The organism is Nocardiopsis baichengensis YIM 90130 (genome assembly GCF_000341205.1).
In the GTDB taxonomy this organism is placed as follows: domain Bacteria; phylum Actinomycetota; class Actinomycetes; order Streptosporangiales; family Streptosporangiaceae; genus Nocardiopsis_A; species Nocardiopsis_A halophila.
Genome location: NZ_ANAS01000030.1, coordinates 61752 through 88219, shown reverse-complemented (window position 1 = coordinate 88219; position 26468 = coordinate 61752). Strand labels below are relative to the sequence as shown.

General features: G+C 75.2%; 25 protein-coding genes and 1 pseudogene. 13 read left to right on the top strand and 13 right to left on the bottom strand.

Annotated features, from left to right (window positions below; all coding sequences use genetic code 11):
* Window positions 1–343 precede the first annotated feature (343 nt).
* From ssd to C892_RS0121665, 4 genes are all read left to right on the top strand, one after another.
* On the top strand, window positions 344–1411 hold the full coding sequence (gene ssd / locus C892_RS0121680; protein ID WP_017558896.1) for a septum site-determining protein Ssd: 1068 nt from the start codon (window positions 344–346) through the stop codon (window positions 1409–1411).
* Window positions 1408–2595 (top strand): TadA family conjugal transfer-associated ATPase, encoded by a 1188-nt coding sequence (locus C892_RS0121675; RefSeq protein ID WP_017558895.1) that lies wholly within the window; start codon window positions 1408–1410, stop codon window positions 2593–2595. Before ssd ends, C892_RS0121675 begins: the two co-directional genes overlap by 4 nt.
* A gap of 485 nt (window positions 2596–3080) precedes the next feature.
* Entirely contained in the window at window positions 3081–3836 is a 756-nt protein-coding gene (locus C892_RS0121670) for a type II secretion system F family protein (RefSeq protein WP_239647478.1), read from the top strand.
* A complete protein-coding gene (locus tag C892_RS0121665; protein ID WP_017558893.1) occupies window positions 3833–4606 on the top strand; it encodes a type II secretion system F family protein in 774 nt (257 codons plus the stop codon). The genes C892_RS0121670 and C892_RS0121665 overlap by 4 nt, the downstream gene beginning before the upstream one ends.
* Before the next feature lie 1514 nt (window positions 4607–6120).
* On the opposite strand, the gene C892_RS0121660 is transcribed toward C892_RS0121665, so the two are convergent.
* The 4 genes from C892_RS0121660 to C892_RS0121645 form a co-directional block, all read right to left on the bottom strand.
* Window positions 6121–6522 carry an Rv3654c family TadE-like protein gene (locus C892_RS0121660; protein ID WP_026124545.1) on the bottom strand — a complete coding sequence of 134 codons (402 nt, stop codon included), beginning with the start codon at window positions 6520–6522 and terminating at the stop codon, window positions 6121–6123.
* Window positions 6519–6917, bottom strand: coding sequence for a TadE family type IV pilus minor pilin (locus C892_RS0121655; protein WP_017558891.1), 399 nt, complete (start codon window positions 6915–6917; stop codon window positions 6519–6521). Before C892_RS0121655 ends, C892_RS0121660 begins: the two co-directional genes overlap by 4 nt.
* Window positions 6895–7032 (bottom strand): DUF4244 domain-containing protein, encoded by a 138-nt coding sequence (locus C892_RS32375; RefSeq protein WP_017558890.1) that lies wholly within the window; start codon window positions 7030–7032, stop codon window positions 6895–6897. The genes C892_RS0121655 and C892_RS32375 overlap by 23 nt, the downstream gene beginning before the upstream one ends.
* Before the next feature lie 382 nt (window positions 7033–7414).
* Window positions 7415–9763, bottom strand: coding sequence for a DNA 3'-5' helicase SftH (locus C892_RS0121645; RefSeq protein WP_394296682.1), 2349 nt, complete (start codon window positions 9761–9763; stop codon window positions 7415–7417).
* 211 nt (window positions 9764–9974) lie between these two features.
* Between C892_RS0121645 and C892_RS0121640 the strand changes: the two genes are divergently transcribed.
* The 3 genes and pseudogenes from C892_RS0121640 (at window position 9975) to C892_RS29380 (ending at window position 11477) form a co-directional block, all read left to right on the top strand.
* On the top strand, window positions 9975–10322 hold the full coding sequence (locus C892_RS0121640; protein WP_017539480.1) for an STAS domain-containing protein: 348 nt from the start codon (window positions 9975–9977) through the stop codon (window positions 10320–10322).
* A gap of 23 nt (window positions 10323–10345) precedes the next feature.
* The gene (locus C892_RS0121635; RefSeq protein ID WP_017558888.1) at window positions 10346–10873 is read left to right on the top strand and encodes an ATP-binding protein; all 528 of its coding nucleotides are present in this window, start codon (window positions 10346–10348) and stop codon (window positions 10871–10873) included.
* Window positions 10870–11477 (top strand): annotated as a pseudogene (locus C892_RS29380) (peptidylprolyl isomerase). Before C892_RS0121635 ends, C892_RS29380 begins: the two are co-directional and overlap by 4 nt.
* A gap of 23 nt (window positions 11478–11500) precedes the next feature.
* On the opposite strand, the gene C892_RS0121625 reads toward C892_RS29380, so the two are convergent.
* The gene (locus C892_RS0121625) at window positions 11501–12256 is read right to left on the bottom strand and encodes an MBL fold metallo-hydrolase (protein ID WP_017558886.1); all 756 of its coding nucleotides are present in this window, start codon (window positions 12254–12256) and stop codon (window positions 11501–11503) included.
* 35 nt (window positions 12257–12291) lie between these two features.
* Here C892_RS0121625 and C892_RS31900 point away from each other — a divergent pair, with 35 nt between their 5' ends.
* Window positions 12292–12456: a hypothetical protein gene (locus C892_RS31900; protein ID WP_193374799.1), complete on the top strand. Its 165-nt coding sequence runs from the start codon at window positions 12292–12294 to the stop codon at window positions 12454–12456.
* 9 nt (window positions 12457–12465) lie between these two features.
* Here the strand turns inward: C892_RS31900 and C892_RS0121620 are convergent, their stop codons facing one another.
* Genes C892_RS0121620 through nth form a run of 3 tightly spaced genes read right to left on the bottom strand, consistent with a single transcriptional unit; the run spans window position 12466 to window position 14988 of the window.
* Complete coding sequence (locus tag C892_RS0121620) at window positions 12466–13644, bottom strand: MarP family serine protease (protein WP_026124544.1); 1179 nt, start codon at window positions 13642–13644, stop codon at window positions 12466–12468.
* A gap of 16 nt (window positions 13645–13660) precedes the next feature.
* Window positions 13661–14335, bottom strand: coding sequence for an NUDIX hydrolase (locus C892_RS0121615; RefSeq protein WP_017558884.1), 675 nt, complete (start codon window positions 14333–14335; stop codon window positions 13661–13663).
* Window positions 14332–14988 carry an endonuclease III gene (gene nth, locus C892_RS0121610; protein WP_017558883.1) on the bottom strand — a complete coding sequence of 219 codons (657 nt, stop codon included), beginning with the start codon at window positions 14986–14988 and terminating at the stop codon, window positions 14332–14334. Before nth ends, C892_RS0121615 begins: the two co-directional genes overlap by 4 nt.
* 384 nt (window positions 14989–15372) lie before the next feature.
* On the opposite strand from nth, the gene C892_RS0121605 reads away from it, so the two are divergent.
* Window positions 15373–16059 (top strand): Crp/Fnr family transcriptional regulator, encoded by a 687-nt coding sequence (locus C892_RS0121605; protein ID WP_017539487.1) that lies wholly within the window; start codon window positions 15373–15375, stop codon window positions 16057–16059.
* A gap of 108 nt (window positions 16060–16167) precedes the next feature.
* On the opposite strand, the gene C892_RS0121600 is transcribed toward C892_RS0121605, so the two are convergent.
* Entirely contained in the window at window positions 16168–17145 is a 978-nt protein-coding gene (locus tag C892_RS0121600; RefSeq protein WP_017558881.1) for an alpha/beta hydrolase family protein, read from the bottom strand.
* A 131-nt stretch (window positions 17146–17276) separates the two neighbouring features.
* On the opposite strand from C892_RS0121600, the gene C892_RS0121595 reads away from it, so the two are divergent.
* Entirely contained in the window at window positions 17277–17723 is a 447-nt protein-coding gene (locus C892_RS0121595) for a MerR family transcriptional regulator (RefSeq protein WP_017558880.1), read from the top strand.
* A 1554-nt stretch (window positions 17724–19277) separates the two neighbouring features.
* On the opposite strand, the gene C892_RS0121590 is transcribed toward C892_RS0121595, so the two are convergent.
* The 4 genes from C892_RS0121590 to C892_RS30825 all read right to left on the bottom strand — a co-directional run bounded on the left by C892_RS0121590 (window position 19278) and on the right by C892_RS30825 (window position 21671).
* Window positions 19278–20090, bottom strand: coding sequence for an MBL fold metallo-hydrolase (locus C892_RS0121590; RefSeq protein WP_017558879.1), 813 nt, complete (start codon window positions 20088–20090; stop codon window positions 19278–19280).
* A gap of 13 nt (window positions 20091–20103) precedes the next feature.
* Complete coding sequence (locus C892_RS0121585) at window positions 20104–20892, bottom strand: NUDIX hydrolase (RefSeq protein WP_017539491.1); 789 nt, start codon at window positions 20890–20892, stop codon at window positions 20104–20106.
* Window positions 20893–21033: 141 nt separating this feature from the next.
* A complete protein-coding gene (locus C892_RS0121580; protein WP_017558878.1) occupies window positions 21034–21495 on the bottom strand; it encodes a RidA family protein in 462 nt (153 codons plus the stop codon).
* Window positions 21496–21497: 2 nt separating this feature from the next.
* Window positions 21498–21671, bottom strand: a complete 174-nt coding sequence (locus C892_RS30825; protein ID WP_017625908.1) for a Sp36 family protein — start codon at window positions 21669–21671, stop codon at window positions 21498–21500.
* Window positions 21672–21783: 112 nt separating this feature from the next.
* Here C892_RS30825 and C892_RS0121570 point away from each other — a divergent pair, with 112 nt between their 5' ends.
* The 3 genes from C892_RS0121570 (at window position 21784) to C892_RS29375 (ending at window position 26451) form a co-directional block, all read left to right on the top strand.
* Window positions 21784–22755, top strand: coding sequence for an ATPase BagA (locus C892_RS0121570; RefSeq protein WP_017558877.1), 972 nt, complete (start codon window positions 21784–21786; stop codon window positions 22753–22755).
* The gene (locus tag C892_RS0121565; protein WP_017539495.1) at window positions 22752–23897 is read left to right on the top strand and encodes an ArsA family ATPase; all 1146 of its coding nucleotides are present in this window, start codon (window positions 22752–22754) and stop codon (window positions 23895–23897) included. The genes C892_RS0121570 and C892_RS0121565 overlap by 4 nt, the downstream gene beginning before the upstream one ends.
* A gap of 148 nt (window positions 23898–24045) precedes the next feature.
* Window positions 24046–26451, top strand: coding sequence for a penicillin-binding protein (locus C892_RS29375; RefSeq protein WP_083934442.1), 2406 nt, complete (start codon window positions 24046–24048; stop codon window positions 26449–26451).
* Window positions 26452–26468 lie beyond the last annotated feature (17 nt).

Sequence of the window (26468 nt, the reverse complement as noted above, 5' to 3'; positions counted from 1 at the left end):
CCGCATCACGCTTCTTGGCCCGGCGGAGCAACCGGTGCCTCAACGCGGCCTCCTTGACGGGACACAGAAGAATCCGCTCCCGAGCTGCACAGGGACATCGGCCGCCCCGAGCACCGCCCTCGGCACTCGAAGAGCTCGGTTCTGAGGTTTTCAGAAGTCGTCTGCGAACTCGACCGGGCCCATCGCGACCGGGGGACGTGCCTCGAGGGCGGGTGTGCGCCCTCGCCCCGGCCGTATCGGCTCCCACCGGTCCGGGCGCCTGCTTCCGAACCGCCGCCCCGGCCGTCCACAGGCACGGCGACGGACCTACCGCGGCCGCTGCCGCCGCGCCATCGTCGGGGGCATGGACCGTCCCCGCCCCCTGCTGGCCACCGACGACCCCGCCCTGCTCGACGACCTGCTGCGGCTGGCCGCCGCGGCCTCCATCGAGGTGCACGTCGCCTCCTCGGCCGGCGCGGCGCTGCGCGACTGGGCGCGCGCCCCGCTGGTCGTCGTCGGCGGCGACCTGCTCGCCGCCCTCGCCGACCTGGAGCCCCCGCCGCATCCGCACGCCCTGGCCGCCGTGGGCCCACGCCCCTCCGGCGCCCCGCCGCCCGAGCCGGACGCCCTGCGCCTGGGCGTGCGCGCGCTGCTGCACCTGCCCGGCGACGAGGCCCGGCTGACCGACCTGCTCGCCGACGCCGGCCGGGAACGGCCCGGCCCCTGCCCGGTGGTGGCCGCGGTCGGCGGCCGGGGCGGCGCCGGGGCGAGCGTGCTCGCCGTGGCGCTGGCCATGGCGGGGGTGCGGGCGGGGCTGCGCACCGCGCTCGTCGACGCCGACCCGCTCGGCCCGGGGCTGGACCTGGTCTGCGGCCAGGACCGGCCGGGCGGCACCCGGTGGGAGGACCTGCTGACCCGCGAGGGGCGGATGAGCTGGCCCGCGCTGAGCGGGGTGCTGCCGCGGGTCCGCGGGTGCCCGCTGGTGACCTGGTCCCGGGGGCCGGCCGAAGAGGTCCCGGCACCGGCGCTGCGGTCGGTGCTGGGCGCGGCGGCCCTCGGCGGCGACCTGGTCGTGGTCGACGCCCCGCGCGCGCCCGGCCCGGGGGCGGCGGAGGCGCTGCGCCGGTGCACCGCCGTGCTGGTGGTGGTGCCCGCCGACTTCTGCTCGGTGATGGCGGCCTACCGGCTGGTGCCGCGGATGCGCACGCACAGCTCGGTTCTGCACCTGGTGACCCGGGGCGCAGGGACCGACCTGCCGGGCACGGCGGTCGCCTCGGCGCTCGGCCTGGACCTGCTGGGGGACGTGCCCGACGACCCGCGCCTGCGGCGGGGCCTGGACCGCGGCGACCTCCCGGGGGCCGACGGCGCCTCGGCGCTGGGGCGGGCGGCCGACCGGCTGCTGGGGGCGCTGCGCGCCCCGGTGGCGGGGTGAGCCCCGCGGCGGGCCCGGCCACGTCCCTGCTCGAGGCGGTGCGGGCGCGGCTGGTCCGGGACGGGGCGGCGCCCTCACCGGCGCGGGTGGCGGCCGCGGTGCGCGCCGAGGGGGCGGTACTGGGCGACGCCGAACTGCTGGCGGTGGTGCGCGCGCTGAGCGCCGAGCTGTGCGGGGCGGGGCCGCTGGAACCGCTGCTGGCCGACCCGGAGGTCACCGACATCCTGGTGAACGGCCCGGAGGAGGTGTGGGTGGACGGGCCGGAGGGGTTGCACCGCGCCGCCCGGGTTCGCTTCGGCGGCGAGGAGGAGGTGCGGGCGCTGGCCCGGCGGCTGGCGGCGCAGGCGGGGCGGCGGCTGGACGCGGCGGCGCCCTGGTGCGATGCCCGGCTCCCGTCCGGTGCCCGGCTGCACGCGGTGCTGCCGCCGGTGGCGCCGGAGGGGGCCTGCCTGTCGCTGCGGCTGCCGCCGCGCGGCGGCATGGACCTGGCCGAGCTGGCGGATCGGGGGGCGCTGGCGCCGCCCGCGGTGCGGCTACTGGAGGCGCTGGTGCAGGCGCGGGTCGCCCTGCTGCTGACCGGCGGGACGGGGACGGGGAAGACGACGCTGCTCTCGGCGCTGCTGTCGCTGGCGGGGCCGGCCGAGCGGCTGGTGCTGGTGGAGGACTCGGCGGAGCTGCGGCCGCGCCACCCGCACGTGGTCCGGCTGCAGGCCCGGCCGCCGAACATCGAGGGCACCGGCGAGGTGGACCTGCCGCAGCTGGTGCGCCAAGCCCTGCGGATGCGCCCGGACCGCCTGGTGGTGGGCGAGGTGCGCGGGGCCGAGGTGGTGTCCCTTCTGGCGGCGCTGAACACCGGCCATGAGGGCGGTTCGGGCACGGTGCACGCCAACGCCGCGGACGAGCTGCCCGCCCGGATCGAGGCCCTGGCATGTGCGGCGGGACTGTCCCGGGAGGCGGCCCACAGCCAGCTCGCGGCGACGAGGGCCGTCGTCGTGCACATGGTGCGCGGCGGCGACGGGGCCCGGCGGCCGGCGCAGGTGTGCGTCCTGCGGCGGGACGGCACGGGCCTGGTGCGGGCCGTCCCGGCCGTGGTCGTCCCGGCGGGAGGCCCTCCGACCGAGGCCGAGGCCTTCCCCGACCTCGCCGATCGCGTCGGCACGGATTGGCGCCGAGGACGACCATGAACGACACGTCCCCCACGCGCGAACGCGCGGGACCCGTATTCGGCGGTCAAAGCCCGTCCACCGACGGCCGGGCCCGGCCGTGGCCATTGCCTTCCCGGACCTCAACGAACGCATCGCCCCCAGAGAACGGGGAGCGCAGGTCCGGCCATCCCCTGCGGCGGGCCCTCACCGAAAAGCGGCCTGTCCCGCCCGCCGGCCCCCTGGACGAAAACGACACGCCACCGGACACCACGGCCCCACCTGCGAACGGCGGCCGCCGAAGACCGCCGTTCCCCCGGCCTCCGGAGCCTGCGTCCGCAGCGGGGGGCCGCCTGCAGTCGTCGAAGGCAGTCCGGCACGGGGCCCGGTCACGGGGGCGGGCCGTCGGCGACCGCCGGCTTCGGCCGCAGCGCCCGGTCGCTCCGGGGAGGACGGGACGCGATCCCCGCCCTCCCTTTTCGGACGGCCCCACGTTCGGCTTTCGGTGATGCAGGGCGGAGGTGCGCATGAACGATCTGACATCAGCCGGGATGTGGATGCTGCTCATGGGGAGCGCAGGGGCCGTCGCGGCCGCCGCACTCCCCCCGCCGGGACGTGTGCGGCTGCGGGCCGTGCTCGGCGGCGCCGATGACGGGCCGCGCGCGCCGGGCGCCGTGCTCGCGGGGCTCGTCCGCGCGCGGTTCGACCGCGTGGTGGGCCGTGCGCACACGCAGGGCCGGGAGGCGGCCATCGCCCTCTGCCGGGCGTTCCCCTCAGAGCTGCGCGCCGGTCTCCCGCCGTCGGCGGCACTGGAGCGTTCGGCGGCCGAGGCCGTGGAGGCGGGCGCCACCGCCCTGGCGCCCGTGGCCGCCGCCGCACGGAGCGGGGCCGACCCGTCCGCGGCCCTTCGACGGGCCGGCGACGCACCCGGGATGGCAGGGCTGGTGCACCTGGCCGCCTGCTGGGCGGTGGCCTCCCGCTCCGGGGCCGGACTGGCCGAGGTCTGTGAGCGGCTGGCCGATTCTCTCGCGCAGGAGGAGGAGCGGCGCCGTGAACTCTCCGCGCAGCTGGCCGGGCCGCGCACCACCGCGGTCCTGCTGGCGATCCTTCCCGCGGCAGGGCTGGGGCTGTCGGCGGCGATGGGAGCGGGACCCGTCGCGTTCCTGTTCACCACCCCTGTCGGGCTGGCCTGCCTGGCGGCGGGGCTGGCCCTGGAGGCGCTGGGCCTGTGGTGGACCGACCGGATGGTGCGCAACGCCGCCGCCGCTCTGGAGGCACGATGAACGCCCTGCTCGCCGCGGCCGTGGTCGTCTTCGGGGCCTGCGCCGCCCGGCTGCTCCTGTTCCCGGGGCCGTCCCCGGGCCGACTGAGGCTCGACGCCCAGTTGGCGCGGTCCGGACGCCGTTCCTCGGACGGGACGGCACACGGGCCCGCGACGGAGGACCGCGGTGTGGGCCGCCTGGGCGCCGCCGCCGTGGCGGGTGCTCCCGTCCTCGCCCTCGCGGCGGTCGGCGGCCCCGGAATCGCCCTGCTCGTCGGCGCGCCCCTGGGCGCGGCCCTGTGGCTGGGGCTGCGGCGGGTGGCCGGAGGCCGGGGACGGGAACGCCGGGCCAGGATCGCCGCCGGGCTGCCGCTCGCCCTCGACCTGCTGGCGGCGGGCGTGCGCGCGGGCGGGGAACCCGGACAGGTGCTGGAGGCGCTGTCCCGGTCGGTCGGCGGGCCGTTGGGCGGGGCCCTGGCCGAGGTGGCCGAGCGTCAGCGGCTCGGGGCCTCCCCCGACCGTGCGTGGCAGGCGGTGGACGGGCCGCCCGAGCTGGCGGCGCTGGGGCGGACGCTCGCCCGCGCCGCCGAGACCGGCGCACCCGTCGGCGACCTGGTGGCACACCACGCGGCCGAGGCACGGCGCGCGGCCCACGGACGCGCCCTGGCCCGCACCCAGCGCACGGCGGTGCTGGTGGTCGCCCCGCTCGGCCTGTGCTTCCTCCCGGCGTTCGTGCTGATCGGGGTGGTCCCCCTGGTGGCCGCCCTGGTCGGCGACCTCACGGGCCCCTGATCCCCTTCCGGGGCCGCCCCGGACGGTCGAGGGTGGTGGATCCACCACCCTCGACCGCCGATTCCGATCCCCGCCGGACCGAGCTCACGACTGCGATCGGCCTCGGCTGCGGAGTCGGCGTGCTTCCCCTGGGTCGAAAGGGTCGACGTCGCCGCCGACGCGGCGGCGGCCCCGGTAGCGGGGCGGGAATCGGGGCCAGCCCACGCTCAGGCGGAGCGCCAGTGCGACCAAGGCCAGGATCGGGAGCAGCCAGGCCGCGGCCGTGCCGAGCGGTCGTCCGTCGGACACCGGATCGGGTGGAGCGTAGCCGAACGCGATGTCGGGCTCGCCGGTCGCGTCGAGGCCGGCGGGCGGTTCGGGGCCCGGAGGAGGGCCCTCGGACGTGGAGGCCGTAGAGGCGGCAGCGCTCGGTTCGGGCGAGGGGGAGACGGACGGGCTCGGGGACGCCGAGGGGGCGGCCGCCGGGGACGGGTCCGTGCTCGGGGCCGGATTTCGCTCCTCGGAGGAGTCCGCGGTGTCTTCGCTCGGCACCGACGGCGCGTCGGGAGGGGCAGGCGGTGCAGGGACCGGGGGCACCACGGGGCCGGGGACCGGGAACGGGCCGGGTGGGATGTCGATCGGCGACCGGGTGGGCAGGGGACTGCGGGTCTCGCCCGTCTCGTCGGGGAACGGTTCGGGACGCGAGGTCAGCGTCGGCGCGGGTGTCGGTGCCGGGGTCGGTTCCCGCAGCACCTCGGCCGCGGACGCTCCGCCGCACAGGAGGAGGACCCCGATCGCGAGGACGACGGCCCGAACGAGCGGACGGGGCGGCAGGAGCGGTCGAGGGGACGGGGGACGTACCGGAGGCCGTGAATGGGCGCCCATGATGACTCCTTGGGGTGGTCGCTGTCCCGGCTCGGCCCAAAGAGCCAGGCCGGGTGCCTTACGGGTTCCGCCGTCGGCCCCGCAGGGCCCATCGGTAGGGAGGCCCGGAGACGTATGCGGGGCGGCACATCTGCGGAGCGCCTCGGGACCGTGCGGCCGTGGACCGGGTGACCGATCTTCCTTCGGCCACGGCACGGGCCCATCTCTTCCAGCGCGCCGCTGTGGACGGGGCGTCAGGAGCCGTCTCGAGCGACGGCAGTGCTTGCGGTCGTACCGAGGGCTCCGATGGACCGGTGAGACGCGGTGAACGGGCGTCGTTGCCCGCTCCTTCCCCGCGCTGGCCAGTCGGCCGCGCCCGTGCGGGTCGGCCGCGCCCGTGCGGGGACGCCGGTACCGCCCCCGCCTGGCGTGTCCCCGTCCGACACGGGCCCCTTGAAGAGGGAGCGCCGGGAGGACCGCACCGCGACTTGCGCACGGCCGGCTCGGTCGATCGGCGCCGGGATCGATCGCGGACCGTGCCCCGGAGGGGTCGGCTCCCGCCGCTGACGGGGGCAGGACGGCTAGGTGCCCGCCGTCCGGGGAAGGTCCTCCGCCTCACGGTGTACCGGCGCCCTCTGGTGGTCGGCCCTGACCGGTGGCCGGTCGTTCGCTCATGGGGGTTCCGTGCTCACTGGGCCCGCTCGGGATTCGGCGTGGGCGCGGACGGGCCAGGTGCGGACCGGGACGGACACCTCGACCGTGACCTCCAGGCCTTCGGCCGTGCAGGACTCGATTCGGGCGCCGTTCGCCCCGGCGGTGCGGGACGCCGCCGCGCAGGCCCGGTCCGGCCCCTCGGCGGCCCGGTCGGCCGCGGCCAGGGCCGCCAGGTCGGCGGCGGCCCCGGCGTGGTGCCGGTCGACGCGGGCGCCGCCCACGGCCACCGCGGCGGCGGCCGCCGTCCACACCAGCGCACAGGCCGCCACCGTCCAGACCGTGCCCGAGCCGGTGTCCGCCCCCGGGCGGCGTCCGGTGCCGGTGGGCGGGCCCAAGGCGCGTCCGGGGCAAGGGCTCATGGCGGTGCTCCCGGTTCCACGGGTGTGGCCGCGGTGGCCACCGCGCGCACCGGTGCGGGCATTCCGGGCATGATGCGGATCGGGGCCGAAACCTCCACCCGGACCTCGCCTCCGGAGCGGGTGGCGCGCGTCTGCGCCTCCTCCGGTGCGGCGCGCGCGGCCGCCTCCAGGACGGCCGACTCGGCCTCGCCCCGGGCCAGGGCCCTCGCCCCGGCCCGGGCGGCGTCCACGCAGGCCAGGTGGGTGGCGACGGCGTTGACCGCCGCCAGGGCCACGGCCAGCACCAGGGCCAGGGCGGGCAGGGCCGCCGCCGTCTCGGCGGTGGCCGTACCGCCGTCCGCGCCGCCGTCCGCACGGGGCCGGCGGCGGCGCTCAGCCCACGGACTGCAGCGCATCGACGACGATCCGGGTCAGGGTCTCGCGGACTTCGGAACTGGTCAGAATTGCATAGAGAACGGCGGCGAACGCCACCGCGGAAACGGTTCCGATGGCGTACTCGGCCGTGGACATTCCGCCGTCGCGCCCCGTCCTGTTGGCCCCCTCCTTGGCCCCCTCCGGGGCGGAGGAGGCCTCCGTCCTCCCCGCGGGAAGAAGCGGCGGCCGGAACGGGTGGGACCGTGGGAGAACGGGAGGCGAACACGCGATGGCGGCACGGACGGGGCCGCCGCGGATTGCGGTCACGGTGGACCTCCAAAGAGCGGGCCTCGCGCGGCCACCTGGCGGGACCGCGCCTGTGGGGCCCATCGTGGGGCTCGGCGCCCCCGCTCGGAATGGGAAATCCCCCGCCTGTGGAGAACCGCACCGAATTACCCACAGGCTGTGAATTACGGTGTGGAAAACTCCCGCGGGACCGCCCCCGCAGGCGCGTGCCCACGGGTTTCACCGCTCCCCATCACGGTCCGATCTCGGCCCGATCCCCTGCTTCCTCCGGCGCTCCGGCCCGCGATCCACACCCCTGTGGAGAAGCCGACAGCAGCTCGTCCAACAGCCGCAGCGCCCCGGACTTGCTCAACGGCTCGTTGCCGTTCCCGCATTTGGGCGACTGGATGCACGACGGGCACCCCTGCGCGCACTCGCAGTCGGCGATCGCCGCGCGCGTCGCCTCCAGCCACGTGCGCGCCGCCGCGTACCCGCGCTCGGCGAACCCGGCCCCGCCCTCGTGCCCGTCGTAGACGAACACCGTCAGCCGGCCGGTGTCGGCGTGCTCGGCGGTGGACACCCCGCCGATGTCCCAGCGGTCGCAGGTGGCCAGCAGCGGCAGCAGGCCGATCGAGGCGTGCTCGGCCGCGTGCGCGGCCCCGCGCAGCTCCACCCCCTCGGCGCGCAGCCGCTCGGCGGCCCCGGGCGCCAGCGTCCACCAGACCGCCCGCGAGTCCAGCGGCCGCTCCGGCAGGTCCAGCGGCTGCTCCCCCAGGACCGTGCCGGTGCGCACGTCCCGCTTGAGGTAGCCGACGACCTGCCGCCCCACCCGCACCTCGCCGAAGCCCACCGTGTGCGGCCCCCAGCGGGTGCTGCGCAGCGTGCGGCGCACCTCGATCTCGGTGACCTCGCGCGACCAGGTGGAGTAGCCGGGGTCCTCCTCGTGCACCAGCGCCACCCCGTCCTCCAGGTCCAGCGCCTCCACCAGGTGGCTGCGCCCCTGGTGCAGGTAGACCGCGCCCTCGTGCACGGTCCCCAGCGCCGCCCCCTCGTCCACGGTGCCCAGCAGCTGCCCGCTCCCCGAGTCCACGATCTGCACCGGCGCCCCGCCCGCGCCGCGGATGTCGGCCAGGTCGCTCGCCCGCTCCCGCCGGGTCCAGTACCACCCGCGCGGGCGCGCGCGCAGCAGGCCCCGGCGCACCAGGTCCTCCACCGCCTCGCCGGCCCGCGGCCCGAACACCTCCAGGTCCTGGCGGGTGAGCGGGACCTCGGCGGCGGCCGCGCACAGGTGCGGCCCCAGGACGTAGGGGTTGTCCGGGTCGATCACGGTCGCCTCCACCGAGGCGCCGAAGATCGACTCGGGGTGGTGCACCAGGTAGGTGTCGAGCGGGTCGTCGCGGGCGATGAACACCGCCAGCGCGTCTGCCCCGCGCCGCCCGGCCCGCCCCGCCTGCTGCCACAGCGAGGCGCGGGTGCCGGGCCACCCCGCGACCAGCACCGCGTCCACCCCGGTGATGTCCACCCCCAGCTCCAGGGCGTTGGTGGTGGCCAGGCCCAGCAGCTCGCCGGTGCGCAGCCGCTCCTCCAGCGAGCGTCGGTCGGTGGCCAGGTACCCGGCGCGGTAGGCGGCGATCCGCTCGGCCAGGTCCGGGCGGCCGCCGTCGCGCAGGGCGCGCTGCGCGGCCAGCGCGACCGCCTCGGCGCCCTGCCGGGACCGGACGAAGGCGAGCGTGCGCACCCCCTGGGCCGCCAGCGCGGCCAGGGTGTCGGCGGTCTCGGCGGTGGCCGTGCGCCGCACCGGGGCGCCGCGCTCCCCGCGCAGCTCGGTCAGCTCCGGCTCCACCAGGGCGAAGTCGACGGCCGGGCGCGGCGAGCCGTCCCGCACCACCGCCTCCACCGGCAGCCCCACGAGCCGGGAGGCGCTCTGCTCCGGGGTGCCGGTGGTCGCGGACGCGAGAATGAACACGGGGGCGGACCGGTAACGCGCGCACACCCGCCGCAGCCGGCGGATGATCTGTGCCACGTGCGAGCCGAACACGCCCCGGTAGTGGTGCGCCTCGTCCACCACGACGTAGCGCAGCCGGCGCAGGAATCCGGCCCAGGCCGCGTGCCGGGGCAGCACGGCGTGGTGGAGCATGTCCGGGTTGGTGAGCACGTAGTCGGCGTGCGCGCGGATCCAGGACCGCTCCTGGCCGGGGGTGTCGCCGTCGTAGACGGCCGCGCGCAGGTCCGGGTCGACCTCGCGCACGCCCCGCAGCTGGTCGGCGGCGAGCGCCTTGGTGGGGGCGATGTAGAGCACCGACCCCCCGTCGGCCACAGCCTCGGCGGCCGGCAGCAGGAAGGCCAGCGACTTCCCCGAGGCCGTGCCGGTCGCTATGATCACGTTGCTACCGGAGCGCGCCCGGTCCGCGGCGTCGGTCTGGTGCGACCACGGCGCCGTGATGCCCGCCTCGGCGAGTCGTCGTCGAACGGAGGGCGGTGTCCATGTCGGCCAGTCTTCACTTACCCCGGCGCCACGTGCCAGCCGCTCCACATGTGTCACCTGCGGGTTCCGGGTATGGTCACGCCACGATCGCCGCAGTGTCGATTCCCACGGTCCCACGCCCGACACCCTCCCTCGGCGGCCCTCGCGTCCCGCGGGCGGCCGTCGGCCGCCGGTTTCAGTGTGGCATCCGGGGGAACAGACGCGCGGTGTCCGGGTTTTCCGTGCGGAAGCACGAAGACCCGGGGGAAAAGCGTGGTTGAATGCCGCCCTGCGGGGTAACGCCCGGCACAGATCACTCGCGGTTTCGCGGTTCGGCGCTGGAGGACTAGTGGACTTGAAGCTGGATCACCACACCCAGGACGACACGGAGATCGTCGTCGTCGAAGGTGAGATCGACGTCTATACCGCGCCTCGGCTGCGTGAGCTCCTGATCGACCTGGTCAACAAGGGCAACTTCCACCTCGTGGTGAACATGGAGAAGGTGGAGTTCCTCGACTCGACGGGTCTCGGGGTGCTCGTGGGCGGCCTCAAGCGCGTCCGGGCGCACGACGGCACGCTCGACCTGGTCTGCACCCAGGAGCGGATCCTCAAGATCTTCCGCATCACGGGCCTGACCAAGGTCTTCGGCATCTATGAGTCGGTGCAGGAGGCCATCGACAAACGCGCCGCGAAGTAGCCGGCTGCGTTTCGAGCGAGATCATGGCTCTCGTCCAGCTCACGATCAGCGCGCTGCCCGCCCACGTGCGCACGGCCCGCCTCATGGCCACCGCCGTCGCGCGCCGGGCGGGCATCGCCGAGTCCGCCCTCGATGAGATCAGGCTCGCCGTCGGGGAGGCGTGCTCCCGCGCCGTCGAGGCGCACCGCGCGCACTGCCCCGGGCGTCCGATCACGGTCGAGCTCATCGACGGCACCGTCGACGGCGCCCCCGCACAGCGGACCCCCGGCGCCGCCGCCCCGTCCAACGGCCACGCGAGCGCCGCCCGCCGCTTCGAGGTGGTCGTCACCGACCGTGCCCCGGCCAAGGAGCCGGACGCGGCAGCGACCGACCACGGTCTCGCCGGGACCGGCCTCTATCCGGGCGAGACGACACCGCCCGGCGGGGTGACCGGCCTCTCCCCCGACGTGGGGCTCGCGGTCATCGTCGGCCTGGCCGACGAGGTCCGCATCGAGCCCGGGGAGGGGGGCACCGCCGTCCGGATGAGCTGGCCCCTGGAGGCCGCGGCGTGAGGCGTTCCGCCGCGGCCCCGGCCGCGCTCGCCCTGTCCGTGCTGCTCGCCTCCGCGGCGTGCGGGGCCCAGGTGCGGGCCTCGGCCGACGGTGCCGGCGGCGTCGAGGGGGCGACCCTGCGCACCTCCGAGGGGGCGTGGAGGTCGCCTTCTTCCCGGACAGCGCCCCGGAGACGGTGCTCAACTTCGCCGCGCTCGCCGAAGGCGAGCGAACGGAGAACCCGGAGACGGGCCGGGACGCCTTCTACGACGGCACCGTGTTCCACCGGGTGATCCCGGGGTTCATGGTCCAGGGCGGCGACCCGACCGGCACCGGCAGCGGCGGCCCCGGCTACACCTTCGATGACGAGATCGACCCCGACCTGGGGTTCGACCGTCCGGGGCTGCTCGCCATGGCCAACTCCGGGCCGGACACCAACGGCTCCCAGTTCTTCATCACCACCGCGCCGGCCGAGCACCTGAACGGCCGGCACACGATCTTCGGCGAGGTGACCGAGGGCCAGGAGGTGGTCGAGGCCGTCTCGCAGGTGGAGACCGACTCCGCCGACAAGCCCGTGGAGGACGTGGTGCTGGAGTCGGTGGAGATCCACCGCGCGGACGGCTGAGGCGCACGGGCGGCTGAGGGCCCTCAGCCGGTGCTGAACGCCTCTCCGGGCGCCGCATACGCCACCGGGCCACCGAAGGCCTCCCCGGCCCTGGCGACCGCCTCTCCGGGCTCCTGAGAGGGCCCGACGTGGGTCAGCAGGAGCCGCCCCGCCCCCGCCTCCCGCGCGCTGCGCCCCGCCTGCTCCGGCGTGAGGTGCACCGCCCCGCCGTCGGAGGGGGCGTCCAGGTCGGCCTCGCACAGGAACAGCGAGGCGCCGGCGGCCAGCTCCGCCAGCGCCGGGCAGGGTCCGGTGTCGCCCGAGTACGCCAGTACCCCGCCCGGATCCTCCGTGCCGACGCGGGCGCCGAAGGCCGGGAGGCCGTGCTCGACGGCACGCGACTCCACGACGAGCTCCCCGACGCGGTCGGTGCGGCCGTCGTAGAGCTCCCGGACGTCGAAGGCCTCCTCGACCCGGCTGGGCCCCTGGTTGGAGAGGAAGTGCCGCAGCCGCTCAGCGGTCCCCGGCGGCCCGTACAGGGGGACGGGGCCGGAGGGCTCCAGGTCGGCATAGAGCAGCGCGTAGTAGGCGGTGAGCAGGTCCGCGGCGTGGTCGGCGTGCAGGTGGGAGATCCAGACCCCGTCGAGCCGATCGGGCCGCACGTGGCGCTGCAACTCGGCCAGCGTCCCCGGCCCGGCGTCCATCCACAGGGCCGACCCGCCGTGCCGCACCAGGTACCCCGAACACGGGTTCCCGGGGCGGGCGTAGGGGCTCGCACTTCCCAGAACCGTCAGTTCCACTCTGCTTCGGCCGCCTTTCCTCTTACCGTCGACGTGTGGACGAGCCACCACGAGAGCGCCCTGAGCCCGAGCGGCCGCCCCGGAACAGGTGCCCGAGGTGCACCACGTCCTCAGAACGCGAAGAGTGGCTCCGGCAGGCCGCCGGGGACGCGCGGCGCCTGCGCGACGAGGACCTCTCCGACCACGAGGGCGCCTGGTGACCACCGCCCCTAGTCGCACTGCTGGGTGGAGACCGGGGCGGTCGCGTCCAGGCCCTTCTGGGCGTTCTCGGCGACCTCGTCGGCGGTGAGCACGTAGCCCGTCTCGTCCTCGTTGGTGGCGGCCGCGAACACCACCCCGTAGACGGTCCCCTCCGGCGACAGCAGCGGGCCGCCGGAGTTGCCCGGGCGCACCAGCGCCCGCACCTGGTAGATCTCCCGGCTCACCTGCGTGGAGTGGTAGAAGTCGGGCCCCTGGGCGGTCTGCTCGGCCCGGATCCGGGCCGGCACCGCCGTAAAGCCGTTGTTCTTGGGGAAGCCCGCCACCACGGCGTCGTCGCCCTTGCCCGCCTGGTGCTCGAACTCCAGCGGCTCCAGGTCCAGGCCGGGCACGTCCAGCACCGCGATGTCCTGCTGCGGGTCGTACAGCACCACCGTGGCCGGGAGCTGGCGCCCGTTGCGGGTGACCACCCGCAGGTCCTCGGTGACGCCCGCCACCACGTGGGCGTTGGTCATGATGTGCCCGCCGCCGTAGGCGAAGCCGGTGCCCTCCACGCGCCGCCGGCAGGACGGCGCGGTCCCCAGCACCTTGACGACGCTCTGGCTGGACTCGCGCAGCTCCTCGGTGGTGAGCACCGCCGGGTCCGGGGGCTCCACCTCGGCCGGCTCGCCGGTGCCCAGCCCGCTGAAGACCTGCGGGAACGCGCTCTGGTCGACGATCTTGCGGAAGGTGGAGAACCAGGTGTCGGCGACCGGCGGCATCACCCCGTCCACCTGGTGCAGTACCCGCGAGTTCTGTACCTGCCCGGTGACCACCGGCAGCGAGGAGTTGGCCACCGCGCTGCCCACCAGCCAGGCGACCAGCAGCACCGCGGCGCCGCTGACCAGCGCGCCGCCCAGGGCGTCCAGCACCCGGGCCGAGTCCCAGGTGACCCGGTTGCGCACCAGCGCCCCGATGTAGGAGGCGACGAACTGGCCCATCGCCGCCGACAGGAAGACCACCGCGATGGCCAGCAGCGCCTGCCGCCCCGGGTCCTCGACCACCGACTGGATCAGCGACGGCGCGCCCAGCGCCGCCAGGACCCCGCCGCCGATGAACCCGGCGAAGCTCATCACCCCGACGATGAACCCTTGCCGGTAGCCGGATCCTGCGAAGAGCAGCACCAGGACGACCAGGACCGCATCCAGCACGACGCCTTCCATCCCGTTACGGTATCGCCGAACCCGGGGGCACGAGCGTGACGACCTCGGTGGCGGCGGTGCGCCAGGGCCGTTCCCACCCGCCGAGCCGCAGCAGGGCGTCGACCACCCCGCCGGTGAACCCCCACACCAGCATCCCGCCGGCGCGGAAGCCCGGGCCCCTCCAGCCGCGCCCGGCGACCTCCACCAGCACCCGGTTGGCCGGGTCGGCCAGCTCGGCGACGGGCACCGCGGCGGCGTGCGCCACCTCGCCGGCGTCCGCGGCGTGCACCGGGGAGGGCGCGCGCCACCAGGCCAGCACCGGCGCCACCCGGAAACCGCTGGGCCGGATGTAGAGATCGGGCAGCCGGCCCACCGTGTCGATGCCCGCGGGGTCCACCCCGGTCTCCTCCACGGCCTCGCGCACCGCGCACTCCTCGGGGGTGCGGTCGCCGTCCTCGAAGGAGCCGCCGGGGAAGGCGGGCTGGCCGGAGTGCCGGCGCAGTCCGTCGTTGCGCTGGATCATCAGCATTTCGGGACCGGAGGCGCCCGCGCCGAACAGGACGAGCACGGCGGCGCGGCGCCCGCCGCCGTCGGGCGGGCGGAGCTGCGGCGGGACCTCCATCCGCGCCCCGGCGGCGGCCAGCGCCGAGAGCCAGTCCGGCGGCGGGGCGCCGACCCGTTCGGTCCTCAGGTCGGTCATGCGCGCGGTCCGTCCCGCAGCAGGGCCCGGGCGGCGTCGGGGTCGGTCGGCCCCTCCCCGAAGGAGGGGCACATCCGGGCCAGGCCGCACGCGCCGCAGGCGGGTTTGCGGGCGTGGCACACCCGGCGGCCGTGCCAGATGACGCGGTGCGAGAGCATGGTCCAGTCCTTGCGCTCGAAGAGCGCGCCGACCTCGTGCTCGGCGCGGACCGGGTCGGTCTGGGCGGTCCAGCCGAATCGGCGGGCGAGCCGCCCGAAGTGGGTGTCGACAGTGATGCCCGGCACCCCGAAGGCGTTGCCGAGCACCACGTTGGCGGTCTTGCGGCCCACGCCGGGCAGGCGCACCAGCGCCTCGGGGTCGGCGGGCACCTCGCCGCCGTGCCGCTCGCACAGCGCCTGGGCGAGGCGGATCACATTGGCGGCCTTGGCCCGGTAGAACCCGGTCGGGCGCAGGATCTGCTCCACTTCCCCGGCGTCGGCCCCGGCCAGGTCCTCGGCGCCGGGGTAGCGCTCGAACAGGCGGGGCGTGACCGCGTTCACCCGCTTGTCGGTGGTCTGCGCCGAGAGCACGGTGGCGACCAGGAGCTGCAGCGGCCCCTCGAAGTCGAGTTCGCAGTGCGCGTCGGGGTAGAGGCGGACGAGTTCGCGGTACATCCGGCGCGCCCTGCGGACCAGCGCGAGGCGCGTCTCCCCCGTCGGCGTCGGGGACGCGGGGGGCGCCGCCGTCGCGGGCGCGGAGGTCGTGGAAGCATCGGCTGGCACACCCAAAGGGTACGTACCCGTGCCGGGGTCCGCCGGGCCCCGGCCCACCCCGGGACCGTTTCCCCTCGTCACGGTGGCACAGATTATGTCCGCAATGCGGCAGGAACGGCGGTGGCGGCACGATCCGGGCGGTCAGGGCGACTAAGATCGTTGAGGGCTGACGTCGGCTGTGACGGGCTGGTCGCATCACCCGGACGACAAGCCGAGATAACGACCTGGTTTCACACACCGGTGCGATATACGTCACACTGTTGACGGTCAGGTTTCAAGGAGGAAGTGGTGGACGAGACCAACGAGGTGCTGCGCAAGGCGCCTCTTTTCGAGGCACTCGACGAAGAGGGCGCCGCGGCGCTGCGCGCCTCGGTGAGCGAGGTACGGCTCGGCCGGGGCCAGACCCTGTTCGGCGAGGGCGACGAGGGCGACCGGCTGTACGTGGTGCTGAGCGGCAAGGTCAAGCTGACCCGCGCGGCGGTCGACGGCCGGGAGAACCTGCTGGCGGTCCTGGGCCCGAGCGAGATGTTCGGCGAGCTGTCGCTGTTCGACCCGCGGCCGCGTACCGCGAGCGCGGTGGCGGTGACCGACACCGTGCTGGCCGGGCTGGGCCACGACGACCTCCGCCCCTTCATCGTGAGCCAGCCGCACGTGTCACTGCAGCTGCTCAAGGCGCTGGCCGCGCGGCTGCGCCGGACCAACGACGTGATGAGCGACCTGGTCTTCACCGACGTTCCGGGGCGTGTCGCCAAGCAGCTGCTGGAGCTGGCCGACAAGTTCGGCAAGGAGGGCGAGGACGGCCTTCACGTGCACCACGACCTCACCCAGGAGGAGCTGGCCCAGCTGGTCGGCGCCTCGCGCGAGACCGTGAACAAGGCGCTGGCCGAGTTCGCGCTCCGCGGCTGGCTGCGGATCGAGGCCAAGGCCGTCGTGCTCCTCGACGTCGAGCGGATGCGCCGCCGCGCCCGCTGACCGGCCGAAGGGGGCGGGCGCCCGGGGGGACGCCCGGACGGACGCCGTCACGAGGACGGGCCCGGCGATGCGCCGGGCCCTTCTTCGTGCCATGGCCCGAGGCCGCGTTCAGATCCCGCCCTTGGTGTCGAGCCGCCCCGACGGGTGGGCGCCGTCGGCGAGGTCCGCCTTCGCCGCCGTCCAGCCGGCCGCGTCGATGCCGAGTGCCCGGCGGAGGAAGGCCAGGGTGACCCGCTGGACGAGGGCGACGCGCCCGGGGTCCTCGTCGGTGGTCTCGGCGGCCCCGTAGCCGGAGATGCCGCCGAGGAGGTGGCGGCCGCCGAAGAGGGTGAGCAGGCCCTTCCCGCCGGGGCTGAGCGCGTACGGCTCGGCGGTCCACTCCGGCCCCTTGGTCGTCACCGGGAGCTCGTCCGCGTCCCCGGCCACCACCAGGGCCGGTGCAGCCATACCGGAGAAGTCCACGTCCCGCAGCCAGGGAAGGTCACGGGCGGCCTCCGGGGTCAGGTGGTCCCCGCCCGCACCGGCCGTGGCCAGCAGGACGCCCGCCGAGACACGAGGGTCGGACAGGTCCTCGGCGACCCCGCTCTGCGGGTCGGTGACGCGTAGGCCCAGCAGGACCCCGGCGCTCTGCCCGCCGAAAGAGTGCCCGGCCGCCGCGATGCGCCCGCGGTCCAGGCGTCCCTCCAAGCCGGGGACCACCGCCTCCAGTACGTCGAGGCTGTCCAGGATGCGCTTGAGGTCGTCGACACGCCACCGCCACAGCCGCGGCCTGCGGGGGTCGTCCGCGGGAAGGCCGACCCGCCGGGAGTCCAGGTGGGTGGCCTGGAGCACGGCGAAGCCGTGAGCGGCCCAGTAGTCGGTCAGGGGCGCGTATCCGTCCAGGTCCGAGCCGAACCCGTGGGCGAACACGATGATGGGCAGGTCCCGTCCGTTGACCGGCGCGGTCACCCGCACGTGCAGGTCGTGGCCGCGCTCAGGGGCGGGCAGGACGACCGGCTTGACCGAGGCGACCGGGGAGGCGGCGGGGCCGTCGCTGCTGCGGCCGTCCGCGCCGGGGGCCGGGGTGGAGGTCGGTGTGGCGGTCATGGGTGTCTCCGATCCGTGCGTACGGCGGCGCTCCTGCGCCGAGGGGCCGGACGGCCCCACGCCGCGTACGCTAGAACCTGACGTTGACGTTAGAGGCAAGTACATGTGTCGCACGCCACAGAGGGGGGCGCATGCGCATCGGGCAGCTCGCAGCCGAAGCCGGGGTCAGTGTCCGGGCCCTGCGGTACTACGAGGAGCAGGGCCTGCTGTCCAGCGAGCGCAGCGCGGGAGGGCAGCGCCGCTACCCCCGGGACGCGGTCGAGTGGGTGCGGCTGATCCAGCGGCTGTACGCCGCGGGCCTGTCGAGCCGGACCATCGTCGAGCTTATGCCGTGCGTGGTGGACGGCCGCTCCACCCCGGAGCTCCTCGACCGCCTGGCCACCGAGCGCGACCGCATCGACGACCGCATCACCGACCTGACCGATACCCGGCACCGGCTCGACTCCGTGATCACCGGCGCCACGACCAACATGCTCACCGGCCGGTCCTGCCAGGCTGAAGACGGGGACAAGGAGGGGGAGGGGGACGGGGGCCGGCGCGGACAAGCGCAGGAGGGACGGAAGCAGCCACAGGGGTAAGGCCCGGCCGGACACGGCGAGCACGGCCGCGCCCCGGTCGGGTTCCGGGGCGCAGGGTCGTTGGGACGATGGCGGCGACGACGAAGGCAGGCCGGTTCCCCGACCTTGGCGGTCGAGTGCCCGGCCTCTGCGGTGCCGGCACAGCAGCAGCAGCGACGGGACGGCCGGTGCCCCGCTCGCGGCTGCTTGCCGGGCGGCGGGCTGGCGGAGTGCCAGGGAGATGGCGGCGACGACGAAGGCAGGCCGGTTCCCCGGTGCCGCCGGTCGGCCGCCGGGCCTCCCGTGGTCCGGGCCGGGGGCACGATGGTGCTGGGCGCGGCCCGCCCGGCCCGCGCCGGGCACCCCTCCGACCAAGGACCCCATCCGACCTGGGTGAATACACACCGTCACGGAGGCGGGGCGAGCGGGAGCGCGCTGATCGACGCCCCATGGCGGCCTCCAGGCGCGGTGTCGTCCAGACCAGAACGGGGTTCGGTGCCACGGTGTCCGTATCGCCCCTGTTCGTCCGCGCGTCGGGTGGGTCGGGGCGGCACAGGAGGGGTGGGGTGCCCGCCCGTGCCGGGCCTCGTGCCGACGCCGGCCCGCCCCCGGTCACCCGGAGTGACCGAGAGCGCCGCAAACGGGTCCTGAGTGCCGGCAGGAGGGGCGCCGGGTACCGAATCCCGTTCTGGTCTGCCCGCCACCGCACACCCGCCCGGCCCGCGGGGCCGCTCCGGGCGCGCGCGAGGCCCGCACCCCCTCCGATCCGGACAGACGGGACGCCCGGCGGACCTGATCCGCCGGAGACCGCCCTGGAAGGGCCGGGTCTCCATCGAGAGTGGTGATATCGCCACGCAATTGCACATTGCGTGGCGATATCACCACTCTCGATGCCCGAGCAGCGCCTCGCGCGCCCGGTATGCCTGGGTCGTGTCCGCTGGCGTGGTGGAACCCTCCGGGCCCCGGCTGCCCCCGGGAGCACTGCCCTCCGCCCGCACCGACACCCCCGTCGATCTCGGGAAAGTCGGGGTAATACTCGCCGGTATTACCCCGACTTTCCCGAGATCAACGCCAAGGAGGGGCGCACCGGGGGCGGGGTCCCCGATCGCGCCGCAGCGGTCGCACCTCTCACAAGGACGCGGCCGAAAGCTCCACCACTCCAACGGACACGACCTGGGGAACCGCCCCGCTTCCTCGTCGCCGCCCGTTCCCCTGGCACCGAAGGGCCCCGCCGCCCGGCAAGCAGGCTCGAGCGGGGCACCGGCCGTCCCGTCGTTGCCGCCATCGCCCCGGACCGTGAGAGGTCCGGCGGCCGACCGGCAACACCGGGGAACCACCCCGCTTCCTCGTCGCCGCCCTCCCCCTGGCACTCCGGCGCCCCACCGCCCGACCGGGGCCCATGAGCGGGGCACCGGCTACTCCTGCTCCGCCCGGAGGCCTCGGGAGGACAGCGCGCCCGGCACCATCGCGCACCCCGGCGTGGGGGCGGCGTGGGGGCGGGGTGGGCCCGCCACGCCGGAAGGACTCCGGGCTCCGGGGCTCCGGGGATCGGGCCCCCGGCCCCCGGAGCCCGGTTCAGACCCCGCCCAGGTCGGCCGGGATGTCGCCGCGTTCGGCCAGGTAGCGCAGCTGGGAGCGGACCGAGGACTCGGCCGCGTCCTGTACCGAGGGGTCGATGCCGGCGTATACCCGCGCGACGATCTCCCCCGGCGTGCGGTCGCCCTTGCTCACCGCGTCGGCCACCTGCTCCATGCGCTGCTCGCGGTGGGCGATGTACTCGGCGACGGCGGCGCGCGCATCGGTGAGGATCGGGCCGTGCCCGGGCAGCAGCGCCCGCACGTTCTCCCGCTCCACCAGCTCCCGCAGCCGGTACAGGGTGTCCATGTAGGCCGACAGCCCGCCGTCGCCGTCGATGATCACCGGGGTGCCCCGCCCCAGCACGGTGTCACCGGTCAGCAGCACCCCGTCGGCCGGCAGGTGCAGGCAGACCGAGTCGGCCGTGTGGCCCGGCGCGGCCACCACGCGCACCTGCAGGTCGCCGGCCTCGATCACGGCGCCGTCGTCCAGCCCGTGCCCGCCGACGCGGAAGGCCGGGGTGACCGCGTGCACCGGGGCGCCGGTCAGCTCGGAGAAGTAGCGCGCCCCGCCGGTGTGGTCGTCGTGGTGGTGGGTGACCAGCGCGCACACCACCCGCGCTCCCTGCTCCTGCACGGTGCGCGCCACACGCTCCAGGTGCCGCTCGTCGTGCGGCCCGGGGTCGACCACGACGACGTCGCGCGAGCCGGGCTCGCGCAGCATCCAGGTGTTGGTGCCGTCCAGCGTCATCGGGCCCGGATTGGGGCACAGCACGCAGCCCGCACGCAGGGTCCCGGAACCGTCGATCCTCATCGCACCTCGCCCCTCATCGAACGTCGCCCCGCGGGTAGACGACCCCGTCGGGGACGACGATGCGCGGCTCACCGTCGACCTCCTCCAGCACCGGCTCGATCGGCGCGATCTCGCGCTCCGCGGCCATGACCGCCGCGACCGACCCGCACGCCTGGAGGTCCATGCAGGTCGAGACGGTCGGCGGCAGCATCGCGATCTCCCCGTCGCGCCACCTGCGCACCGCCTCGCCGGCGGCCATCCACGCCCGGCGGTCGGCCTCGCCGCCGACGTCGCGGGCCTGCTGGCCGTCGGGGATCCGCGCGGCGAAGAAGCGGGTGTCGTAGCGGCGCGGCTCGGGCGCCGGGGTGATCCACTGCGACCAGGCGGTGAGCAGGTCCGAGCGGAGCACCAGGCCGCGCCGGTCGAGCATCGCGGCGAAGGGGAGCGTGCGGTCGACCAGGGCGGCGCGGTCGGCCTCCCAGTCGTCCCCGCGGGTGTCCTGCACCACCGCGTCCGGGGAGGGCCCCGCGAGCAGTACCCCCGACTCCTCGAAGGTCTCCCGGACCGCCGCGCACACCAGGGCCCGGGCCTGCGGCTCACCGGTTCCCAGGACGCGCGCCCAGGCGGCCGGGGGCGGCCCGGCCCAGCGCACGTCCCGGTCGGCGTCGCGCTCGTCGACCCTTCCGCCGGGGAAGGCGTAGGCGCCGGGGGCGAACGGCATGGACGGGGCCCGGCGCAGCATGTAGACCTCGACGCCGCCGGGAGCGTCGCGGACCAGCATCACCGTGGCGGCGTCGCGGGGACGCACCGGCCGTGTCGTCATGTTCGTCCTCCTCGGCGGAACGGTACCCCGCGCCCCTGCCGGGCCGCGCCCCCGGGGCGGCCGGGAGCGGACGCCCCGGAGGGGCCGCCCGCACGTCGGGCGCGGACCCCGCGGGGTCCGCGCCCGACCGGGCTGCGTCCCTCAGCCGACCTCGGCGATCATCTCCACCTCGACCGGGACGTCCAGCGGCAGCGCCGCCACGCCGACCGCGCTGCGGGCGTGCACGCCCGCCTCGCCGAAGACCTCGCCGATCAGGTCGCTGGCGCCGTTGAGCACCTTCGGCTGGCCGGTGAACGACGGGTCACTGGCCACGAACCCGGTGATCTTGACGATCCGCCGGACCGACGCCAGCTCGCCCACCTCCGACTTGAGCGCGGCGATGGCGTTCAGCGCGCAGATGCGGGCCAGCTCGGCGGCGCGCTCTGGGGTGACCCCGGCGCCGACCTTGCCGGTGCCGGCGGGCGCGCCGTCCACCATGGGCACCTGGCCGGAGATGTAGACGTGGTCGCCGGTGCGGACCGCGGGCGTGTAGGACGCCAGCGGCGCGACCACCTCGGGCAGGGCCAGGCCCAGCTCGGCCAGCCTCTCCTCGGGCGCGGCCATGCCTACTGCTTCTCCCGCTTCATGTAGGCGACCAGCTGCTGGTTGCGCGGGTCGCCGTCCACGGAGGGGCCCGGGATGACGGAGACCAGCTCCCAGCCGTCCTCACCCCAGTTGTCCAGAATCTGCTTGGTCGCGTGCGACAGCAGCGGCACCGTCGCGTATTCCCACTTCGTCATGGGCGCAACCCTAACCGGCCGCGCGGGGGCGCACCGGCCCGGCGGTCCGCTCGGACATAGACTCGCAGGGGTGAGCGCACCTGATCAGGACCCGCCCGGGGTCCGCCTGCACGTGGTCTCCGGCAAGGGGGGCACCGGTAAGACGACCGCGGCCGGCGCGCTCGCGCTGGCCCTGGCCTCGGACGGCGGCCGGGTGCTGCTGGTGGAGGTCGAGGGGCGGCAGGGCATCGCCGAGCTGTTCGGCACCGGCCCGCTGCCCTACGCCGAGCGGAAGGTGGCCGTGGCCCGCGGCGGCGGCGAGGTGTTCGCCCTGGCGGTGGACGCCGAGGCCGCGCTGATGGAGTACCTGGAGATGTTCTACGGGATCCGCCGCGCCGGCCAGGTGCTCACCCGCTTCGGCGCGGTGGACTTCGCCACCACCATCGCCCCCGGCGTGCGCGACGTGCTGCTCACCGGCAAGGCCACCGAGGCGGTGCGGCGCCGCGAGGGCGGCCGCCGCTCGCGCGGGCAGGGGCCGCACGTCTACGACGCGGTCGTGCTGGACGCCCCGCCGACCGGGCGCATCGCCCAGTTCCTGTGCGTCAACGCCGAGGTTGCGGGGCTGGCCCGGATGGGGCCCATCCGCAACCACGCCGACAAGGCGATGGCGACCATCCGCTCCTCGGCCACGGCCGTGCACTTCGTCGCGCTGCCCGAGGAGATGCCCGCCCAGGAGGCGGCCGACGGGCTGGCCGAGATCCGCGAGGCCGGGCTGCACCCGGGCTTCGTGCTGCTCAACATGGCGCACGAGCCGCTGCTGGCGCCGGAGGCGCTGGAGGAGGCCGAACACGGGGAGGTCGACACCGACGCGTTGGCGCAGGGCCTCAAGGCGGTACGGCTCGACGCCCCGAAGGAGACGGCGGCCGCGCTCGCCCGGGAGGTCACCGAGCACGCCCAGCGGGTGGGCGCCGAGTCGGCGGTCCGCGAGCGCCTGCGCGCGCTGGGGCCGCCGCTGCTGGAGCTGCCCTTCCTCGGCGGGGGCATCGACACCGACGCCTTGTTCAGGATCGCCGACCGGTTGACGGCTCAGGGGGTGGGACGGTGAGCGGAGGCACCGACCGACTGGACGTGGACGCCCTGCTGTCCGACGGCGCCGTGCGAACGGTGGTGTGCTGCGGCTCGGGGGGCGTCGGCAAGACGACGACCGCGGCCGCCCTGGGGCTGCGGGCCGCCGCACTGGGACGGCAGGCGGTGGTGATCACGGTGGACCCCGCGCGCCGCCTCGCGCAGTCGATGGGCCTGAGCGAGCTGGACAACACCCCGCGCCCGGTGGAGCTGCCCGGTTCCTTCGCCGCCCCGGGCGGATCGCTGCACGCGATGATGCTCGACATGAAGCGCACCTTCGACGAGATCGTCGAGGCGCACGCCGCCCCCGAGCGGGCCCGGGAGATCCTGGCCAACCCCTTCTACCGGTCGCTGTCCTCCAGCTTCACCGGCACCCAGGAGTACATGGCCATGGAGAAGCTGGGCCAGCTCCGTGAGGACGGCGACTGGGACCTGATCATCGTGGACACCCCGCCCAGCCGGTCGGCGCTGGACTTCCTGGACGCCCCCGAGCGGCTGGGGCGGTTCCTGGACGGCCGGCTGATCCGGGTGCTGGGCGCCCCCGCCCGCACGGGCGCCTTCCGACTCCTGGGGGCCGGGGTCGGGATGCTCACCGGGATGCTGTCCAAGATCGTGGGCGCCCAGGCGCTCAAGGACGTGCAGTCGTTCGTCGCCTCTTTCGACGCGGTGTTCGGCGGCTTCCAGGAGCGGGCCGAGCGCACCTACCGGCGCCTGCAGGACCCCGGCACGGCGTTCCTGGTGGTGGCGGTGCCCGAGAGCGACGCGGTCCGCGAGGCCGCCTACTTCGTGGAGCGGCTGGCCGCCGACAGCATGCCCCTGGCCGGCATGGTGATGAACCGCACACATCGGACCCCGGTCGATGGCCTGTCCGCCGAGCAGGCCATGGCGGCCTGCACGGAGCTGGAGCGGCAGGGCGGGCACCCGCTGGCCGCGGCCGCGCTGCGGCTGCACGCGCGCGCCGCCGGCCTGCGCGATCGCGAGGCGGAGCTGCGGGGGCGGCTGTCGGCCGCGCACCCCGGGGTGCCCGTGGCCGAGGTCCCGGCCCGCACGCGGGACGTGCACGACCTGGCGGCGCTGCGGGAGGTCGGGGACGCCCTCGGCGGGGGACCCCTGACCGTATGACAGGATGTTGAACGGTCATCTTCGTCAGCCGAATCCGGCCGGTCCGTATCTCGGCCGCCACTCCGGCCGCACCGGCCATCCCCCGTCTCGCCCGGCCTCTCCGGCCGGTGGCGTACGCACGTAGTCTGTTGGGGTGGGTCAGGGGACAATGGTTCAGAGAATCGCTCAGCTGATCGGTGTCGGCGCCATCGCCGGGATCCTGGTCGCGGCGCTCGCGCTGCCGGCCGTCGGCGGCATCGGCATCACCGCACGCAACGTCGCGACCGGCTTCATGAACATGCCGAGCGACCTGGAGACGCCGCCTCCTCCACAGCGGTCCACTATCTACGACCGCGAAGGCGGCGTGATCGCCGAGATCTACGACAAGAACCGGGAGCTGGTCGACCTCGACGACATGGCCCCGGTGATGCAGGACGCCCTCATCTCCATCGAGGACTCGCGCTTCTACGAGCACGGCGGCATCGACATCTCCGGGACCTTCCGGGCGGCGCTGCGCACGCTGAGCGGCTCCACCCAGGGCGGCTCCTCGGTGACCCAGCAGTACGTGAAGAACGTGCTGGTGGAGAGCGCCGACACCCAGGCCGAGCAGGAGGAGGCCACCGAGACCAGCATCGCCCGCAAGCTGCGCGAGCTGCGCTATGCGCTGGCCATCGAGAAGCGGATGAGCAAGGACGAGATCCTGGAGGGCTACCTCAACATCGCCTACTTCGGCGACGGGGCCTACGGGGTCGAGTCGGCGGCCCAGCACTTCTTCGGCAAGCCCGCCTCGGAGCTGGAGCTGGCCGAGGCCGCCACCCTGGCCGGGGCGGTCCGCTACCCCTACCTGTACAACATGCGGCTCAACACCGACGACGCCCAGGACCGGCGGGACGTGGTGCTCGACCGGATGGTGGAGGTCGGCAAGGCCACCGCCGAGGAGGCCGAGGAGGCCAAGGCGGTCGACCTGGAGGACGAGCTGGACGTGTCCAACCCCTCCAACGGGTGCGTCCCCAGCGACCAGCCCTTCTTCTGCGACTACGTGGTGCAGGAGATCGAGAAGAGCGACCGGTTCGGCGAGAACGAGACCGAGCGCGCCCGCTGGCTGCGCACCGCCGGCCTGGAGATCCACACCACCCTGGACGCCGACATGCAGGAGGCGGCCCAGGACGCGGTCGACAAGTGGGTGCCGCGCAAGAACGAGTCCAAGAAGGTGGCCGCCGAGATCCTGATCGAGCCGGGTTCGGGCGAGATCCGGTCCATGGCGCAGAGCCGGGACTACGGCCCCGACGAGTCCCAGCTCGGCATGACCTCGATCAACTTCACCACCGACGCGAACCGCGGCGGCAGCACCGGGTTCCAGGCCGGGTCCACCTTCAAGGCCTTCGCCCTGGCGGCGGCGCTGGAGCAGGGCAAGGGCTTCGGCACCTCCTACTCGGGCGCCGGCGGCTCCAGCACCACCATCACCGGGCAGCGCAACTGCGAGGGCGGCCGGCTCGCCCCCTGGCCGGTGAAGAACGCCGGCGACACCGAGGGCGGCGGCAGCAGCATGGTCTCCGGGACCAAGGGGTCGGTGAACACCTACTTCGCGCACCTGCAGAAGGACGTCGGGCTGTGCAACGTCATCGAGATGGCCGAGAACCTGGGCGTGAAGCGGGCTGACGGCGAGTCCTTCGACAACCCCCGCACCCAGGGCAACAACTCCTTCGTGCTGGGCAGCGAGGAGGTCTCCCCGCTGAGGGTCGCCAACGCCTACGCGACCTTCGCCTCCGGCGGCACCTACTGCGAGCCGCAGGCCATCACCTCCATCAAGGACCGGCAGGCCGGCCGGACCATCGAGATCGAGCCCGAGTGCGAGCGCCGCCTCGACAAGGACGTCGCCGCCGGGGTGAGCTACCTGCTGCAGCAGACCTTCAAGGGCGGCACCACCAACGGCCTGGAGATCGGCCGCCCTGCCGCCGCCAAGACCGGGACCACCGACGGGTCGGCGGCGGCCTGGTTCGCGGGGTTCACGCCGAACCTGGCCGGCTCGGTCTTCGTCGGCGACCCGCGCGGCCCGCAGAACCACCCGCTGCGCGGGGTCACCCTGGGCGGCCGGTACTACGGGACGGTCTACGGCGCGACCATCCCCGGGCCGATCTGGCAGGAGACGATGTCCGAGGCCGTCGAGGAGCTGCCCGAGGAGGACTTCCCCTCGGCGCCCTCGAAGTACCGGGGCGGCGGCTCCCCCGACGCCCAGCAGACCTCCGGCCAGGCCATGGTCGAGGGCGGTGTGCCCGACGTGGTCGGCCAGAGCCGGGGCGAGGCGGTGGCCGCCCTGGAGGGGGCCGGGTACCGGGTGAGCGTCTCCGAAACGCAGGTCCGCTCCGAGCGGGCCGAGGGCACGGTGGCCGCGGTCAACCCCGACCCGGGCACCCTCCTGCCGGAGGGGGCGACGGTGAACATCTTCCTCAGCAACGGCTCCGGGCGGGCCGCGCCCTCCGGTGACGGCGAAGAACAGCCCACCGGGCCCGGACCGGAGGACACCGGGACGCCCGCGTTCGTCCCCGTCTCCGAGATGCCCCGCCGGCAGGACTGACCGCCCCGGCGGGACCA

Bases quoted from the DNA above. Each gene is read 5' to 3' on its own strand.
- ssd (WP_017558896.1), top strand. From the start codon at position 344: ATGGACCGTCCCCGCCCCCTGCTGGCCACCGACGACCCCGCCCTGCTC.
- C892_RS0121670 (WP_239647478.1), top strand. From the start codon at position 3,081: ATGAACGATCTGACATCAGCCGGGATGTGGATGCTGCTCATGGGGAGC.
- C892_RS0121665 (WP_017558893.1), top strand. From the start codon at position 3,833: ATGAACGCCCTGCTCGCCGCGGCCGTGGTCGTCTTCGGGGCCTGCGCC.
- C892_RS0121660 (WP_026124545.1), bottom strand. From the start codon at position 6,522: ATGAGCCCTTGCCCCGGACGCGCCTTGGGCCCGCCCACCGGCACCGGA.
- C892_RS0121655 (WP_017558891.1), bottom strand. From the start codon at position 6,917: ATGCGCTGCAGTCCGTGGGCTGAGCGCCGCCGCCGGCCCCGTGCGGAC.
- C892_RS32375 (WP_017558890.1), bottom strand. From the start codon at position 7,032: ATGTCCACGGCCGAGTACGCCATCGGAACCGTTTCCGCGGTGGCGTTC.
- C892_RS0121635 (WP_017558888.1), top strand. From the start codon at position 10,346: ATGGCTCTCGTCCAGCTCACGATCAGCGCGCTGCCCGCCCACGTGCGC.
- C892_RS0121615 (WP_017558884.1), bottom strand. From the start codon at position 14,335: ATGACCGACCTGAGGACCGAACGGGTCGGCGCCCCGCCGCCGGACTGG.
- nth (WP_017558883.1), bottom strand. From the start codon at position 14,988: ATGTACCGCGAACTCGTCCGCCTCTACCCCGACGCGCACTGCGAACTC.
- C892_RS0121600 (WP_017558881.1), bottom strand. From the start codon at position 17,145: ATGACCGCCACACCGACCTCCACCCCGGCCCCCGGCGCGGACGGCCGC.
- C892_RS0121595 (WP_017558880.1), top strand. From the start codon at position 17,277: ATGCGCATCGGGCAGCTCGCAGCCGAAGCCGGGGTCAGTGTCCGGGCC.
- C892_RS0121590 (WP_017558879.1), bottom strand. From the start codon at position 20,090: ATGAGGATCGACGGTTCCGGGACCCTGCGTGCGGGCTGCGTGCTGTGC.
- C892_RS0121585 (WP_017539491.1), bottom strand. From the start codon at position 20,892: ATGACGACACGGCCGGTGCGTCCCCGCGACGCCGCCACGGTGATGCTG.
- C892_RS0121580 (WP_017558878.1), bottom strand. From the start codon at position 21,495: ATGGCCGCGCCCGAGGAGAGGCTGGCCGAGCTGGGCCTGGCCCTGCCC.
- C892_RS30825 (WP_017625908.1), bottom strand. From the start codon at position 21,671: ATGACGAAGTGGGAATACGCGACGGTGCCGCTGCTGTCGCACGCGACC.
- C892_RS29375 (WP_083934442.1), top strand. From the start codon at position 24,046: ATGGTTCAGAGAATCGCTCAGCTGATCGGTGTCGGCGCCATCGCCGGG.